Source organism: Bacillus cereus group sp. BfR-BA-01356 (genome assembly GCF_022663635.1).
Lineage (GTDB): Bacteria > Bacillota > Bacilli > Bacillales > Bacillaceae_G > Bacillus_A > Bacillus_A cereus.
Map to the genome: position 1 here is coordinate 1 of NZ_JAKUFX010000137.1, position 15,193 is coordinate 15,193.

Here is a 15,193-nt window from a genome sequence, read left to right on the forward strand (position 1 = left end):
AGTATCCCTACTAGCACTTTTACCAATATTACCCATTGACACAAATAAACATCTATGTTCCACGATATAAACAAAATAAAAAAGAGTCATGGAATCAATTCCACAACTCTTTCCTATTTTACAATTCTTCTAACCATATTCCACTATTCGGAAACTCTTGATTCAATCTATCAATGACCGCTTGTGCTTCCTCTCGGCTTCCGTAGTCACCTAATAGGATTCGATGTGCGTTCCCCGCTAGACAAGCAATCCAACAACCGTGACCCGGTAATATTTCGTTTACTCGTTTCTTAACACCCGCTAACCAATCAAAGCTATCAAAGTCACCGAAGTTCACACGGTAATACTTGTCCGCATTCACCGTTGGTAAGTCCTGATAGTTCTTAAGGTTCACACCTGTAACACTTTGCACTATCGCACGGCAAACGGCTTCAAATCGTTCCTCGTACGCTTTCATATTCCCCGGATTGTTTAAGAATGCAACCTCTATTAAAATAGCGGGAGCATTTGTCCCATTCAGAACCGCTAATTCCTTCCCTTGCTTCGCTCCACGGTTTGCGATACCTAGCGCACCCGCCACGGCTTCGCTCACTTTAGAAGCTAAATTATATTGGTCATAATACCAAACCTCGACACCGCCTTTTTCTGACGTTGCTTGGTTGAAGTGAATCGCTACGTCCACACGATCTCTTGTATGGCTGTTACAATTCGCTATGATGTTGTTTAAATTCTGGCGTTGTGTGCGTCCGTCGTTGTCTGTAGTGATTGCATAGTGAATTCCGTTCTCTTCGCATAATTCAGCGATTCTTTGCACGACTCGTCTTGTTTCGACTTCCTCCTTGTACCCATTTGCATGTGCTCCTGTCACAAAGTAGTTATGCCCCGCGTGAAAAGTTTTTAATTGTCCCATTCTAATTTTCCTCCCTTTAATATGCACATTGCCATGTGCCACTGATTTTGGTATTTGTTGCGTTCGGGTCACCATTCACCCTATTTTCCATTTGTATAATTTGTCCGGCTTGGTCTACGATCATTGTCATACTTCCATATGTGGAATCAGCTTTCGAATACATAGCCTGTATAACTGTTTCGTATAACGGGGCAAACTCTTTCGGTACACGTCCCACGATTTTATAAGCACCACCGTTACCATGTAGCAGGTCACCGAATAGTGTTACAATGTCCCCTCGCTTGGTATAAAGTAACCCGTCACCACGATGGTAAAAACCTGTCGCGGGGTCTAGTGCCACTTGACGGAATCCAATTGTATTCTTTTTCAAATAGAGTTCTTCGGCTTTGCTTTCCGTTAATAGTCTTCGCCCGCCTTCATATACGCCTTGTGTATCACCTGTTACACTTGACCAAACAAGGGTATATCCACGTTCGGTAAACTCCGTGTCCACCTCAAAATACTCTTTACATTCAATTGCATGATAGACGAATACACCACCCTTTGAATAGGGAGATAGAACAAGATAAAGAACATGAAACCCTTCCCCGTCTTTGTATATTTCAAAACGGTAACTATCTTCGCGGGAATCTCCTACTTTTAGTAGGGATGGTTTGATAAGTGAAGCGGGCCCGCCGTTTCGAACACCAAATGAAAAGGTGTATAACGGTTGCGTTGTACCCGTGAATCCAAAGTTACTTTGCGGGAAAAGTTGTCCTTGAAGAACAGACCCTTCCGCGCTATCAACTGGGTTTCTTGATTGGATTCTAGCAACCCTATAATAAAGAGGTCTTTCGCTCGTTTGCGGTATCCTCTTTGTTTTTGTTTCTATAACTGGAAATGGTTTAACAAGCCCCATCTATTACACCCCTAACAGCCGAACCATTCCATTTCCGGATTGGCGCACAAATGTTATTTTATTTGCTTTTCTCGTAAACTCTGATAATTGTTCACCGGGTTTCAAACGAATGGTTACATTCTTACCGGATAATAAATTTGGATTTAATGTATTATCATCAAAGTTTAGGAATAGATCGGTGTCACCTTCATTCACTAAGTACGAGAATTTAATGACGTCACCTACATTGCATACATAGTTCCCTGTCCCGATCATTGCTTCGAAATAGAAGTGACTTGCTCGCACCGGGTCATTCGTAACCTGTACAGGTGGCATACTGGAAATCGAAACCCCACCTTGTACATTCACACTTCCGATATGACTTTCACCTTCAGCAAGTGGCGGTAGTTTCGTGACACCTACGTTACCAATCATATTTGTACCCGATGGTAATGTTTTAAACTCAATTGGAATGGTAGGCATTTCCGTGACAACTACTTTACCTATATTGTTATTCCCAGCAGGTAACGCGCTTGTAAATCCTTTTACCGTGACGGTATCACTTACCCCACCGCCACCGTTTGAAATCGGGGCAACACTTCCGCTATTTGCTAGTACAGCAGGGTTAAACGGTTCGTTAAACGATGTTAAAATGATTCTTGCAGCATCCGCACTATCGTTATAAATTTGGATTTGGGAAGAACCTTCTTTCCTTGCTAAAATGTTTCGTCCATTACCCGGTACAAGTAATTCGTATTCTCTTGGACTTGGTAGGACACGAACGCCCGCGTATAGCGTCGCTACAGATAGATTGTTAATGTCATAATGGTTTGGGTTTGTATCAATGAAATGATGTGTATACGCCATTTTAGGCGGTAGTGTGAGCGTGACCTCACGCCATGTATTATCCTTTAACATGTTTTTCAACTCCTTAAAATACTTTTACTTTTATATCCGGGAATGCTTGGAAGAAGAAATATACAGCTACGATCAGAAAGACAAGAATCATAACAGCACGAACGATTCCAACAAATGCACTTGTGATAAATCCTTTGTCGGAATTTGGGGAAGCCGTCCCCGTGCTTAGGGCACCGCCACCGTCACCCGTGGGCCTGTCGATCAATGTTTTATCGCCTACGTACATCTTTCCGGCTTGGTGTTTTCCCTCTTGCCACCCGACGTGTACATGATCGTAGTGTCCAGCAGTTTGCCATAACACTTCCGTAAATAGCGGTGACGTTTTCGCCCATTTCGCAAATTCGTCCATTTTATCTTTCGAACCCGCGAAGTCCATAGCCATGCCTTGGGAATGGCTATCCGGTCTCCCGCTTGGTCCGGTAGAACCGGGGCGGTATCCGCTTGTGAATCGCAAACCAAGGGATAACGCCTTGTCATATACTTGCTTCAACTTGTCGTTTAGTTTGAGTCCCTGTAGTTCCGCCATTCGTAGCACCGCCTTTCGGTTTTACTTTTTTATATCCTCTAGATCGTGAGGATGACTTTGTAACTTTCTTTGCTCCGCTCTTTGCCGTAGCTTCCACTTGTGGGAATGCCTTGGCAAAAAAGAGAACACAAACCACAAAAGCCAATAAGATAAGCAAGGCGCGAATGACTCCATTAGCGACACTTGTGAATATTCCACGTTTATCACTCCCTCCACCGGCAGGAACGCTTCCCTCTCCGGTGTATGGCGTCCCGTCGTCATACTTGTCTAATCCGTTTTGCTTAATAATAGATATCAATTGTCCCGCATAGTTGGGGTCAGTCGCGTATCCGCCCGCCTTAATCCCGCGCGCAAAGTCCTCAAATGTCTTCGCATTTTTTAGTTGGGACGCATAGCGCGGTGTTTGCAGCAACCGAGCATGGTCAGCCATCGACTCATAGTAGCTGTTATATTTCCGGAATCCAGAAACACGACCACCGCCCGCGTCATACTCTTGTGACCATACAGTATGTGTTCCGGCAGGTCCGACACCTTTAATGCCAAATAGATTCTTAGCATTATAGGCAAGACCGGACATTCCGCCGGGATTCTTTCCGCTAGATTCAAACACCATTTGACCGAGAATAATAGAAGCAGGGATTCCAGTTTCTTTTTGGATTCGTTGGGCGTCGTTTATGAATGGTCTAACATCTAGAGCCATTAATTAATAACTCCTAGAATGTGCGCCATAGCTTGGTGCGTCCCCGGTCTTCACTTTCCCGACTTCCATTCCGCCCCATTGTTTGTCTTGGACACCTTTTTTCACAAGGTCAGCCATTTCTTGACGGTCTTTTCCGTATGCTTCCACAACATAGTAATCCTTCGCGCCCGCCCATCCATCTTTAATGAATTGTTTTCTGACATATGTCGTACTTGCTCCAGAATTAATTAAATATTGTTGACGTTTTAACGCTTCATCACTGTTATCGAATGTGACATAAATCTTTGTTAGTTCAGCAGGGTCTTTCTTCCCTTGCAGTTCTAAAATGGAATTAAGCAATTCTTCTTGTCGCCCGACAAGCGTGTTCATTCCATCTTGCACAACAGCATTTTGACTACCGAGCGTTGGATAGTTTGTATAGTAGTCCTTCAATTCTTCCTCTACGGCTTCTTGCGATGAACCACCGCTATGCTTTGCCTTATTCATAAAAAGAGCCACTAGGACGACGGCAATTCCGCCTCCTAGTAATAGCATCTTTTGTTTTTTGTCAAACTTCGGTTTATGTTTTCCGCCACTCCCACCGCTTGCAGGAGGGTCGAGTCTTTCAAATTCTGGCATTCCCTACACCCCCATAATGGGATTCCCGAAATAGTAGCCTTGCGGGAAATCCTCTCTTCGAATTTGTTCGTTTTGCAAGTTTGGTCGTGTTTTCTCCCACGGCTCTTTTATCGGGTCAGCAACCACCATTTTCGGTTGCTTTGCCGTATGCTTTACTAATAAGGCATAAGAGCCGAGGTACTCGTCAAACTCCACATTCAGATTGATAGAGGGTTCATAGACTGGCTTGTTGAGCGCTTGGAACGCGTGACGATTTAAATTGTCGCGCTTGTAATCCATGTGATTTCCTCCTATCGTCCTTGTAATGTTTTGATACCCGCAATTGAGTTTTTACCCATTGATTCAATGATAGATACGGTTTCACGACCATTTGAGAGGAATAGATAAATACCAATCAATAATCCAATTCCCGCGATCATATCGAACACTTTCGTCATACTCTCACCCCATCTAATAGTTTTATAAATTTGTCTGAATTTGTAACAATCATACTCATTAACACGAGTAGCAAAAATCCGTTTGTTACACGTTCATTCGTAAAGGATTGCAACAGGACGGTCACGGACATAAAGAAGATGACGAATGGCATTGACTCCGTAAATTCTTTCATTTAAACCACCCTTTCACCGTACCCCACGTATCTTCAAATAAGTCTTCCCAACTGTAGCCGAGCCACCCCTTATCTTTGTACGCGTTCGTTTCAGCACGTTTCTTGCTTTGTTCAGAAAGTCGTTCTAATACTTCTTTCTTTTTAGGGTCTTTTTCATTTTTCGCGGGCTTCTCAAACATAATCTCTCCCGCTTTTTTATCCGCTTCTTTTTGTGCTTCCCTTGTATCCTTAGCCGTTTCTTTTACGGACTCTTTCGCACCGTCCACGACTTTCTCAGCAACCTCTCCCGGACTAGGCATTGATAAGTCTGGTGTCATCATTTGCACCAATTTTGAGAGACGTTTCTTCCCGACAAAATCGTCAAACACGAGCCATAAAAACAAAAGGGATAGAGTGAGAAACGTTAAACCTTTCGCGTCGTTGTTCACATGTCATCACGCCTTTTTCTTTCGAATTACAAAGAACCATAAAGCAAGAATGGCAACAACTAGAATTAATGATTTACTCATGCTTACCGCCACCATTCTTTTCAATTGCTATTTTTAAATCCGTTAACGCACCCGTCATGGCTTGTGTGTCCTTTGATTGTTTTGTCATCATAAAAATAGCCGTAAAAATCGGGAATCCGACTTGACTAATAAATTGAGCAATCTCATTCATGACTTACAACCTCCCCGCCACATAACCGAATGCGATTATGATAATGATAAATAGACCAATCGACTTCCAAATGCTTGCCCCTGTTACTGGGTCACTCTTTGGCTTTACGTCTGTTTTGATGTCCTTTTCATCCACTAATACAACTTGGTCACCCATTTCCGCTACAGTCGTTCCGCTTGTTGTACGAAACCCCGTATCCGGGTATAGATCGTGATAGTAATGATTCAGTCCCATTCTGTTCCCTCCTTATAAATAGGTAAGGAGCATAAAGCCCCTTACATTTGTAGTCGTGATAATGTTTCCGATACAACAGTGACTTTCCCGCCTACTTGTGTAGAGAAGCGGAACCAGAATTCCGTTAATCGCTCACTATCAATATAGTCACGGCTACCTCCTAAATTCGGTACACCTTGGTTACTGAAGTCAAAGCAATACACACCCGGTGGTAATGGATAACCTAGATCACTATGGTTTTTATGAACCAACACTTCCGGCTTGATATTGTATGGTGTGTCCGCTTGGTTAAAGACAAGTTCCATATTACCCGTGAAGTCTTTCGGCTCTAGCGGTTTCCCGTTTGAATCCTCAATATAGAATAGTAGTTTACGATAAATCGTCCCTACGTTTAGTTTTAAAATGTTTTGTCCACCGCCCGAGAATAAGTCCGATTTTGATTGTACGAGTTTCAGTACAGACATATCCGGTTGACCGCCCGGAATAGAAGGAATCGAAAATGTTTCGATTACAGGCGTGATTGACATAGATTTAAATGTCACTTGGTCACTATTTGAAGCGTTTAATTTGTATGCATTCGCCAATTGGTCAACGGAAACTGTCAAGTTCACGTTAGCCGTGTTGTTTTGCAGCATAACCATTCCTACAGGGTCACGGTCATTTAAACTTACCGGAATCGGTACAGTGAATTGAATTTCATTGTCCTTACCAGCCGTTGTTGCTACGTTTTCTACAAAGTTTAATGATTGTTTATTTGCACCTGGTAATAATACGTCCGGATGTTGTCGTAAAACGTTATACATAAACAGTTCTTTACCTGATACAATGTAAGGTGAGAAGCCGTTATTTAAGTTGAGTTCTACTCGACGTAAAATACCATATGGAGACATCGGGTCACGTTGAATGTTCCCGCTAGAGCTTTTCAACGTGGCTACGGCTTTGACATGTAACCATATCTTTGTTAATAGACGTGCTTTTGGTAACGTAAAATCAAGTGTCATACCTTCTTGTGTGACTACTTGTGTAGGCAATGTTTGTTGATATTGACGCGTTGACGTCGCCCAGATCATCGCGCGTTGTTGCGGTGAATATTGCTCTTTCTGTTGTGCCATTAGTTTGTTCCTCCTTCAGCTTGTTGGGCTTGTTTAATACGTTCTAATTCCGCTTGCTTTTGTTCTTCCGCTAAACGTTCTTTACGCGCGCCCTCGAATAATTCAAATTCCGCGAAACGTTCAGACGTTGCCACAAACGCACCGTTTTCATAGCGATTTTTATAATCTACTAATTGTTGGAACGTTGGTTTTGTCGCGCTGAAATGCGTATTAATTCGATTCATATTTACATCTAAAATGTCAACTACGTGCATGTTATACCGCCTCCGCAATCGGTCTTACAACCGGAATATTGTACTTCGCTGAACCTTTTTTAATTAGATAAATGAAAAACATTGTGACAAATGTTGATACAAACATGGATACCCACCATGACGGGCTAAATAGTTTACCCATTTCGTTTCCTCCTTTTTGATACAAAAAATTCTACATTCATTCCGAAGAATGTCCCTAATGCAAATGACGGAACAGCCGTCATAACGATTATTTCTAATGCTTCCATGACACCCTCCTATACGGCTTGGACAACTTCACTAAGTCCACGAACCGGATGTTTTGTTAAAATTGCTTTCGCCATGACTGTTAACAGTACAAACATGAGCCATAGGACAATAATATTTTTCAGTCCGACCCCTGCAAATTTACCCTCCACATTGTCACCCCCTTTCAAAGTTTCAAAGTGGCGCGAACGGGTTCGTCGTCACTATCCCGCATATACCAGAAATTACGATAGCCCGGTTTGTCCATAAACATATCAGACCCCAAATCATCGGCGACACGTTTTCTATCCGCCACTTTATTCAAATCAAAAATAAAGAAGTGTGTAGAGTTGGACATAATATCCGATGGAATGGTTGCAGGTCTTTGTGTACATGCCCATACGACGGAATCCACAAAGCGTCCTCGCTGATAGAGGTGTTTCATATGATACGGATACTTACTTGGACTTGGACAAACTTGCATTAACTCATCTATCCATAAAATTGTGTTATGTCGCTCATACACCCATTTCATAAGCGCGTCATAATACTCTTCATCTTGCTCTTCCGGAATCGGACAATAAATTACCTTTTTCGTGCGGGCTTCGGCTACTTCTTCCAGTGTCTCGACCAGTACAAAGTCTTTCCCTTCCTTTAACCCATACCATAGGTTCTCGCCTTTCTTCCGTCTTTCAAGTGACTGTCCTTTCGTATCTAACATAATCACATGATCGTACCCGGCTAGGTAAACCTCAGCAAGAAACGATTTTCCGCTACCTGTTTTACCAGCTATAAAAACATGTTGGTCAGTCGGGATTGCTTGCATGTTTCTTCATTCCCTTCTTGCTGTAATTCATTTCCGTGCGCAATACACCTTTTCCATTTCGTAACGCCTTAAATCGTGACGAATAGGGGATACGTGGTAGTAACGTGTTGAAATAATGCTCATCCATACGGTGGCAAATATCGCCGTATTCAAAGACCACATATTTCTCACCAATCGTTACAAACCACTCGTCCAGTTTTGGTAAGCACGGACACCAATTTGTACGCCAATCATCAAGCGGAATAGAATAGATACACCTACTCGCCCGGATAAGTACCGTATTGGACATAGTCAATCACTTCTTTCAGCTTTTCAAGTCCATTGTCGATTTGTTCGTCAAGGTCCTCAAAATGGAGCGCTTGCCGGAATGAGTTGATTGAGTTCCCCGCTAAAAGCTTGACTGGAAGTGGAAGGTTTTCCAACACTTGGTCCGCTACTTGCTCCAGTCGTTCCTGTTTTGTTTCCCCCGGTATTTCCGGTAGGCTGAATTGATTTAGCATAATTTGTTACCACCTGCGCTTTCTTCTGTTTTCTTGTGGCATTCCACATTAAGAATTTTGGTACAAAGATTGTAAAGCATGCGATAGCAAGAGCAATCGCGTCACTATTTTCCCCGACTTTTTCGAGTGCTGCGGTTTTTGCTAACATGTTCTCTATCGGTTCACATAGCGTATTAATTTCTGTTTCACTTAAAGCCCATATTTCAAACCCTTCACGGGTAGCCACCATTTGTGACACTGTCATTAGAATTGGTTTCAATTGCAAGATTTCCATTGACGGTGCTTTTGATTTCCCGCTAGATCGGGAAGAAGATTTTGTATTCGCGCGCGAACGGGCTTTTCGTTCCCTGTCCTTTTTGCGCTTCTCTTCTAGCTTCTTTTCCTCTTCAGACATTTCCGCTTCTTTACCGGGAACGTCTAAAACAGCCAATTTAGGAAGCCCTTTTTCTTCGGCTTGTCCGTTTCCTCCACTTCCTCCACTTCCGGCTCCTCGTCTTCCTCTACTTTTGGTTTCGGTGGAACTGGTACTTTTTGCGTTCCCTGTTGCTCCTCCACTTTCGGTGTTACTAGGTCTATCAGCTTTTGTGCCCATGCTGGTGCTTCCTCCTCGCTTTTTGATTTTGGTTTGCGTTTTGGTTTCGGCTTTTCTTCTTCCTCTTCTTCCTCTTCCTCATCGTCATTGATGTCGTCCAATTCTTCCTCGTCCTTCTTACGTGCAAAGAATTGGAGATTATCTAATCGTAAGAAACTTTTACCCGTACCCATTGTTTTTAAAAGTGGTGCGCGTTCATGTTCTTCCTCTAATACTTTCAATTCATCTTCAAATGCTTTTTGTCTGTCCATTTATTTACCCTCCTTATAAGCACTGTGATGGCTATGCAAACTAGCAGACATGGTACTAATCATTTCTTTCACTTCACCATCGTAAAGCATAGAATTTTCCCATTTTAATAGTTGTTCTTTTGTCATAATCAATGACGCATAATAAATAAGATTTTTAATAATAATTTTGCAAGATTCCACATCTTTAAATTCGTTAAAGTCTTCCATGTATCTCACTCCTTATCGAATGTTTGTTTGCTATATGTATACTATAATACGAACGGGTGTTCCACATAACGTCACACATGTGTCATTTTAGACAAATAAAAAAGACTAGCAACTTTTTGCTAGTCCTTCATTACCTCTGGATATAAACTTTGAATATTATAATTAAGTTTTTCTTTCTCAACGATCCATTCTATTTCTTCCAATAACTTAATTAATTCATCATCATTGGATTTCATAGCATACTTCCATAATGCTTGCCAACATAAGGCCTTTCTTTCATCAGTCACTTTTATTCCCCTCCACTTATTACTTTTACAATATCCCAACTGTATTTCCATTCATTATATGTCGGGTCTTTTTCCCTTTGTAGTTTCTCTACTTGTTCTTTTGCTATTTCCTTTGTTGGACAAACGCATTCAATTTCAAAGTAAGCATCATCTGTATAATGACTTAATGTAACAACATACATATTCATTTACTTTTCCCCTCCACTTTCTCTTCCATTTCCTTATAGTCTTCTTTTGTTACTTGCATTAACCTGTCGATGACATACTTCTTGCTTACGACTTGTGTGCTAGATTGTGATAGTTCGATGATAAAGTCAAGCAATTTGTCACGCATACCTTTCCCTCCTTATAACAACTGGATGGCTCTAGGTCTTTGATGTACTCTCCTAATTCGTCCTTTACTTTCCAATTGCATTAAATAACGATGTGCTGTCTTATGACTTACGTACATACGACTCGCCATATCTCGCACGCTCGGCGCGAACCCAAACTCTTCCATATACCCGCTTATACATTCTAACGTATCCTGTTCCCTTGGCGTCAACATTTTCGTCACTCCCTATTATAAGAAACTTAATTCGCCTAATAGTTCTTTCATGTCCCATCCTGTCTTTTTACACCAGTCTTGGATTGGTAATCCCTCATTGGAAAAACACATAGCTTTCGCTTTTGAAGAATACTCTTTATATAAACCGTATAACTTCCTTTGTTTTTTCTCCGGTATTTGTATCTTTCCAAACTTCATACAAAGTTCCTCTACAGCATTCATATCATCGTTAAACTCGTCTAATCTTTCATACCATTCGTCAAACTCATATTTTGACTTTTCGTCCTTATTTTCACCATAGTCATTCCGAACTAGAGGTGAGGTAATGTTTTTATTTAAGTCAATGTTTCTTTTTTGCTCCCTAGCAAAATTAATTGTCTTGTGCATTTCCGCTAGTTCGTTCATTTCAATATTATTCTTAGATTTCGTCAAGAATTTTTGGACGCGTTCCCCGCCTTTATAAATAGGAATCTCCGCTTTTCCTCTTTTTACTTGTAAGTACCATTTTTTAAATGAATTATAATCTAGTTGTTCCTCTACTACCCATTTCGGAACACCTTTCATTCGTAATACTTCCTTATACTTTCCACCCTCAATTGTTTTTTCAGCATACATTTTAGGTTGAAAATATAGTCCCTCAATCACATATCCCTCTAGCTTCCATTTTCCATATTCTTTATCATGCACCATCTTGTCCGGGAATTTTGTAGTTGTTGCACAACTGTCCGTATCACAATACGCAAGAATCCCTTTTGCATGTGCATATTTCAAACCTTTAAACAATATAATTCTAGCAATAGAAGTAATATAAGCTGATATATGTGGTTGAATATACTCTGCCATTGCATAGCCATCATACTCCAAAAACTCCATGTAAATTCCATTCATATCATAAATGATTTTACTTACAGTATGCCCTTCCGCCTCAAGTTTTTCACGTTGTGACACGTCAGCATACATGATACGTTCCCTTTGCATAGCGAACTTTCCATACAACGCATTCTGCATTAATTTTGCGAATGTGCGCTTTGCGCCTTTACTTGTATTCTTTATTTGCTCAAAGTGAGAAATAAATTCGCGGAATATAGGGCTTGTCTTTTCAAACACAACGCCACTTTCAATTTTTTCTATTGTACATCCTTCCGCTTCCGCCAATGCCAATTCTGGAAATGTCCATACACCTTCTATTCTACCAACTGGAAAAATTAGCTTACCCGTGTAATCTTTTTTAGGAAGGACAGGAATATATTTATCCTCTGGTACATATACCTTTGCATGTATAAATCCTGCTCCAAATCTTCTTCTTTTCCATAGATCGTAAGAGAGTTGTGCTTCTTCACTATCAAGTACATTCGGATAGCCCACCGGCATTTCCGCATTTTTCATAACATAAGGATATAAACTATTCACATCATAATGGTATCCATCTGTTATTCTAGGTGTAAAAACTTCCGTTCTACCGCCATAGTAGCCCTGTCTAACAAACGCTTCTAGTCCTTTTCCTAACTGTTTATGATTATATTGTTTTGTAGAAATAGCAACTTTATAATCCTTCTTATACTGTTCCTTATAAACTGTTTTCGCTAATGATGCCGTAGTTGGACAATTAACAAAATGCTCAATGTCCAGGTTTGAAAGCCCGATAACAATTTCTAAAATCTTATATAAACTTCGACAATCATACTCCATATACTCACATAATACAGGGTCGTCTTTGTCAACTGTTTTGAAAAAGTTTCCTTTTGTAAGTCGATGATTCATTTTGTGATTTTTTACATTATAAATACCAAAATGATTCTCTTCCATATAATCGACAATATCTTTCTTTCCATCTTCTAAAAGCTCGAAATCTCTACATAAGTTTTCAAGTGAAGACGGTAGCAATCGGAAGCTATCATGTAGTATAATATGAGAAGCGGTAAACGTTACTATATTACCATTGATAAATAGCGAGTTATCAAATGTCGGTTCGGCATAGTCACGTAACTCTGCTATGATCTTGGAAAGGTCGAAGTCTAGGTTATGTATATATACATGACAGTCGTATGCTTTGTACTTTTCAAACACTGGTAACACGTCTGCAAACGTATAGCCAGTATAGTATTGTTTTCCATCGAATAGTCCAATTCGAAACACGTCGCCGTCCAAACCACGTGTTTCAGTATCTAGCGTAAAGAGTTTAATCTCTCTACGCTTTTTTCTATTAGTAGAAGTCATCGTTATCCCACCAGTCTTTCCCATGTGATTTTACATCATATATCTTTTGTATCTCTTCCGCATTCCTATGTGCTTGTCTATACGGTAAGGAACGTAGCTTGTCCAATAGTTCCCTTAAATACTTGTCACGCTCTTTCACATCATACACGCCTACCATAATCGTTTCTATTGCTGTTAATAGTTTCGTTAGGTCTTTTCCTTGCCCTACATATATCTTTACATAACCATGATTCTTCCATAGTGTATTTGTTTTAGATACATCACGTTTTGGAACTACACGCATAGCAACCCTTCCTAAAAAGAGTTTATTTTGCGCGTTCTGTAACCACCCTATTATGGACTTTGTAATTTGACTTCGTGACCTTGTATTGTTTCTCTTTTTAAAGTCATAAATAAATTTGCTATCTGTCTCACCTGTAAAGTCTTGATAATATATTAGTAGAAAAGGCGCTTCCCTATCTTGTTCTTTTTTAATTCTTTCTATTTCGGGAAGTAACTTTTTCCAAGAGTTATACTTACTCGGTGATAGTCCCCACTGTTTTGCTAGATTTGCTATTTCTCTAGCGCGCTCTCTGTTTTTCCTATTATGTGCTTTCTTTTTATAAACAGTTTCTAACTCTCTACCTTTCAGCTTCTTTGTTTCTTTCTTACTATAACCTTCCGAAACAAGTAACGACTTTTTACGTTTGGTTTCTAGCTTCTTCTTTAACCGTTTATTTGCCATTGTATCACCTACTTATAAAGCCATGTGACCCGTAACAACTAGGTCACAGGTCTTTGGCTTACATGGCTTTCTTTTCTGTAATAGAATCCATTAAATTTACTATCACATTATCAATGTTAGACATAGCTGCAACTATCCCTAATTCTTCTTTTGTTAACACTACCGATGTTTCGTCATCTTCTAACTTTTGTTTCAAATGAACCATTCCATTAAAAGAAACAAATTCTAGTTCTCGCTCATTTGTCCGAATAGATACCTGAACTAAATTTTTAATAGCGTTCACGTCTGCACCGTCCTTTTGTGTTTTAAAAAAAGAGGATACACGATGTGTACCCTCATTCATTTGTTACAAATTAGCCTTGTAGTTGAAGAGTTAATGTTTTAAAACCTTTACGTGTTTTTACTTCCACTGGAACGATTTCTAAAGGTTCGTTCCAAGGTGCTGGGCCTACAATGCTAATAATCTTTTGAATAGAAGAAACGACACCTTGTGAAATTGCGTGATATGCTTTTCCGTCCTTCGCTACTAATACAACACGTAGCGCGTCCACGTTTTCTTTCGTAACTTCATCTTCTAATGTAATCGCATGAGCAACCATGTCCGTGATTTGTAAAACTTCACCTCTATGATCTGCTAGCGCATTTTCGCTAGAGTTGATAGCGTTGTAAACTTTGATAGCTGATTTACGGTCTTTGCTTTGAATAGATGAGAAAAATACATCTTTCGCTCCATCCGCTTCGAAAATAGATGGTGACACCTTGTCCACTGTCACGATGTCATTTGTATTTACATGCTCGTCCACTACCGCGATTTCGTTAACCTCTGTATTTAATTGTTTAGTATTGTTTTCCATTGAATATTCCTCCTATTAATTGTCCATTTTATTTTTATTTTCCAATAGTCCTTTTGCATCTTCCTCTTTAATAAGGAATTTGTTTGCTACCTTAGAAGCGTCCAACTTTCCAGAATGTATCATTCTATGGATAGTCTTTTTATGAACACGCAATAAGTCTGCAACCTCTTGCGCAGTCAGTAGTTTACTCATATTACATATGCACCACCTTCTTTTCACTTGTATAGAGAGTATGTATCGTGTCTCGATTTGTCCCGTTTGTCCCTCTCTGCTACCAATATTACCCGAAAGTTACCAGTAACGCAAATGTTTTTATATTACAGTTATATTACAAAAACCGAACACGTATAAAACGCCTGTTCGTTTTCAACTCATTTCCTATTATAGCACCCTTGGAATATCTTGTCACACTTTTCCTTTTGGAAATTCCAATAAATTTTCCAAATTGTCAATAGTTAATTTTTACAAAATTTTGTATATCGTGTTTCATAAATGTTATTACATGTCAATAGGTGAATATTTTTAATAGGGTAGTAGAGGTACT

The 15,193-nt window shown here is 40.2% G+C and carries 29 protein-coding genes; all 29 read right to left on the bottom strand.

Going from position 1 to position 15,193, the window contains the following annotated elements; all coding sequences use genetic code 11:
• Positions 1 to 118: 118 nt before the first annotated feature.
• The 29 genes from MR168_RS27925 to MR168_RS28065 all read right to left on the bottom strand — a co-directional run bounded on the left by MR168_RS27925 (position 119) and on the right by MR168_RS28065 (position 14,841).
• Positions 119 to 910 (bottom strand): N-acetylmuramoyl-L-alanine amidase, encoded by a 792-nt coding sequence (locus MR168_RS27925; protein ID WP_242291650.1) that lies wholly within the window; start codon positions 908 to 910, stop codon positions 119 to 121.
• 16 nt (positions 911 to 926) lie between these two features.
• Positions 927 to 1,808, bottom strand: a complete 882-nt coding sequence (locus MR168_RS27930) for a hypothetical protein (RefSeq protein ID WP_015976776.1) — start codon at positions 1,806 to 1,808, stop codon at positions 927 to 929.
• Positions 1,809 to 1,811: 3 nt separating this feature from the next.
• Positions 1,812 to 2,705: a hypothetical protein gene (locus MR168_RS27935; protein ID WP_015976775.1), complete on the bottom strand. Its 894-nt coding sequence runs from the start codon at positions 2,703 to 2,705 to the stop codon at positions 1,812 to 1,814.
• Positions 2,706 to 2,718: 13 nt separating this feature from the next.
• Positions 2,719 to 3,231 carry a hypothetical protein gene (locus MR168_RS27940; protein WP_021729042.1) on the bottom strand — a complete coding sequence of 171 codons (513 nt, stop codon included), beginning with the start codon at positions 3,229 to 3,231 and terminating at the stop codon, positions 2,719 to 2,721.
• A complete protein-coding gene (locus MR168_RS27945; protein WP_015976773.1) occupies positions 3,179 to 3,931 on the bottom strand; it encodes a glycoside hydrolase family 73 protein in 753 nt (250 codons plus the stop codon). Before MR168_RS27945 ends, MR168_RS27940 begins: the two co-directional genes overlap by 53 nt.
• 3 nt (positions 3,932 to 3,934) lie before the next feature.
• Positions 3,935 to 4,549, bottom strand: coding sequence for a hypothetical protein (locus MR168_RS27950; RefSeq protein ID WP_015976772.1), 615 nt, complete (start codon positions 4,547 to 4,549; stop codon positions 3,935 to 3,937).
• Between the two features lie 3 nt (positions 4,550 to 4,552).
• Entirely contained in the window at positions 4,553 to 4,828 is a 276-nt protein-coding gene (locus MR168_RS27955; protein ID WP_242291651.1) for a hypothetical protein, read from the bottom strand.
• Between the two features lie 11 nt (positions 4,829 to 4,839).
• The gene (locus tag MR168_RS27960) at positions 4,840 to 4,986 is read right to left on the bottom strand and encodes a hypothetical protein (RefSeq protein ID WP_194786486.1); all 147 of its coding nucleotides are present in this window, start codon (positions 4,984 to 4,986) and stop codon (positions 4,840 to 4,842) included.
• Positions 4,983 to 5,159 carry a hypothetical protein gene (locus tag MR168_RS27965; protein WP_194786487.1) on the bottom strand — a complete coding sequence of 59 codons (177 nt, stop codon included), beginning with the start codon at positions 5,157 to 5,159 and terminating at the stop codon, positions 4,983 to 4,985. Before MR168_RS27965 ends, MR168_RS27960 begins: the two co-directional genes overlap by 4 nt.
• Positions 5,156 to 5,587 (bottom strand): cytoplasmic protein, encoded by a 432-nt coding sequence (locus MR168_RS27970; RefSeq protein WP_242291652.1) that lies wholly within the window; start codon positions 5,585 to 5,587, stop codon positions 5,156 to 5,158. Before MR168_RS27970 ends, MR168_RS27965 begins: the two co-directional genes overlap by 4 nt.
• A 73-nt stretch (positions 5,588 to 5,660) precedes the next feature.
• On the bottom strand, positions 5,661 to 5,819 hold the full coding sequence (locus MR168_RS27975) for a hypothetical protein (RefSeq protein ID WP_001002156.1): 159 nt from the start codon (positions 5,817 to 5,819) through the stop codon (positions 5,661 to 5,663).
• A gap of 3 nt (positions 5,820 to 5,822) precedes the next feature.
• Positions 5,823 to 6,053: a hypothetical protein gene (locus MR168_RS27980; protein WP_000523935.1), complete on the bottom strand. Its 231-nt coding sequence runs from the start codon at positions 6,051 to 6,053 to the stop codon at positions 5,823 to 5,825.
• Positions 6,054 to 6,094: 41 nt separating this feature from the next.
• Complete coding sequence (locus MR168_RS27985; RefSeq protein ID WP_000068587.1) at positions 6,095 to 7,165, bottom strand: hypothetical protein; 1,071 nt, start codon at positions 7,163 to 7,165, stop codon at positions 6,095 to 6,097.
• Positions 7,165 to 7,419: a hypothetical protein gene (locus MR168_RS27990; RefSeq protein WP_242291653.1), complete on the bottom strand. Its 255-nt coding sequence runs from the start codon at positions 7,417 to 7,419 to the stop codon at positions 7,165 to 7,167. The genes MR168_RS27985 and MR168_RS27990 overlap by 1 nt, the downstream gene beginning before the upstream one ends.
• A 1-nt stretch (position 7,420) precedes the next feature.
• Complete coding sequence (locus MR168_RS27995) at positions 7,421 to 7,561, bottom strand: hypothetical protein (protein WP_242291654.1); 141 nt, start codon at positions 7,559 to 7,561, stop codon at positions 7,421 to 7,423.
• A 115-nt stretch (positions 7,562 to 7,676) separates the two neighbouring features.
• On the bottom strand, positions 7,677 to 7,817 hold the full coding sequence (locus MR168_RS28000; RefSeq protein ID WP_023901797.1) for a hypothetical protein: 141 nt from the start codon (positions 7,815 to 7,817) through the stop codon (positions 7,677 to 7,679).
• A gap of 14 nt (positions 7,818 to 7,831) precedes the next feature.
• Positions 7,832 to 8,470: a hypothetical protein gene (locus MR168_RS28005; RefSeq protein WP_016090421.1), complete on the bottom strand. Its 639-nt coding sequence runs from the start codon at positions 8,468 to 8,470 to the stop codon at positions 7,832 to 7,834.
• 345 nt (positions 8,471 to 8,815) lie between these two features.
• Complete coding sequence (locus MR168_RS28010; protein ID WP_242291655.1) at positions 8,816 to 9,400, bottom strand: hypothetical protein; 585 nt, start codon at positions 9,398 to 9,400, stop codon at positions 8,816 to 8,818.
• Entirely contained in the window at positions 9,388 to 9,735 is a 348-nt protein-coding gene (locus MR168_RS28015) for a hypothetical protein (RefSeq protein WP_348980680.1), read from the bottom strand. The genes MR168_RS28010 and MR168_RS28015 overlap by 13 nt, the downstream gene beginning before the upstream one ends.
• 78 nt (positions 9,736 to 9,813) lie before the next feature.
• Entirely contained in the window at positions 9,814 to 10,020 is a 207-nt protein-coding gene (locus MR168_RS28020; RefSeq protein ID WP_242291657.1) for a hypothetical protein, read from the bottom strand.
• A gap of 119 nt (positions 10,021 to 10,139) precedes the next feature.
• Complete coding sequence (locus tag MR168_RS28025) at positions 10,140 to 10,307, bottom strand: hypothetical protein (RefSeq protein ID WP_242291658.1); 168 nt, start codon at positions 10,305 to 10,307, stop codon at positions 10,140 to 10,142.
• Between the two features lie 2 nt (positions 10,308 to 10,309).
• Positions 10,310 to 10,495, bottom strand: a complete 186-nt coding sequence (locus MR168_RS28030) for a hypothetical protein (RefSeq protein ID WP_242291659.1) — start codon at positions 10,493 to 10,495, stop codon at positions 10,310 to 10,312.
• Positions 10,492 to 10,641 (bottom strand): hypothetical protein, encoded by a 150-nt coding sequence (locus MR168_RS28035; protein WP_242291660.1) that lies wholly within the window; start codon positions 10,639 to 10,641, stop codon positions 10,492 to 10,494. The genes MR168_RS28030 and MR168_RS28035 overlap by 4 nt, the downstream gene beginning before the upstream one ends.
• Positions 10,642 to 10,653: 12 nt before the next feature.
• Entirely contained in the window at positions 10,654 to 10,854 is a 201-nt protein-coding gene (locus tag MR168_RS28040) for a LexA family protein (protein WP_000957403.1), read from the bottom strand.
• Between the two features lie 15 nt (positions 10,855 to 10,869).
• The gene (locus tag MR168_RS28045; protein ID WP_242291661.1) at positions 10,870 to 13,095 is read right to left on the bottom strand and encodes a DNA polymerase; all 2,226 of its coding nucleotides are present in this window, start codon (positions 13,093 to 13,095) and stop codon (positions 10,870 to 10,872) included.
• Entirely contained in the window at positions 13,058 to 13,795 is a 738-nt protein-coding gene (locus tag MR168_RS28050) for a hypothetical protein (protein ID WP_242291662.1), read from the bottom strand. The genes MR168_RS28045 and MR168_RS28050 overlap by 38 nt, the downstream gene beginning before the upstream one ends.
• A 58-nt stretch (positions 13,796 to 13,853) precedes the next feature.
• Positions 13,854 to 14,078 carry a hypothetical protein gene (locus tag MR168_RS28055; RefSeq protein ID WP_228492150.1) on the bottom strand — a complete coding sequence of 75 codons (225 nt, stop codon included), beginning with the start codon at positions 14,076 to 14,078 and terminating at the stop codon, positions 13,854 to 13,856.
• Between the two features lie 70 nt (positions 14,079 to 14,148).
• On the bottom strand, positions 14,149 to 14,649 hold the full coding sequence (locus MR168_RS28060) for a hypothetical protein (RefSeq protein ID WP_242291663.1): 501 nt from the start codon (positions 14,647 to 14,649) through the stop codon (positions 14,149 to 14,151).
• A 15-nt stretch (positions 14,650 to 14,664) separates the two neighbouring features.
• The gene (locus tag MR168_RS28065) at positions 14,665 to 14,841 is read right to left on the bottom strand and encodes a helix-turn-helix domain-containing protein (protein WP_015976754.1); all 177 of its coding nucleotides are present in this window, start codon (positions 14,839 to 14,841) and stop codon (positions 14,665 to 14,667) included.
• Between the last annotated feature and the right edge of the window lie 352 nt (positions 14,842 to 15,193).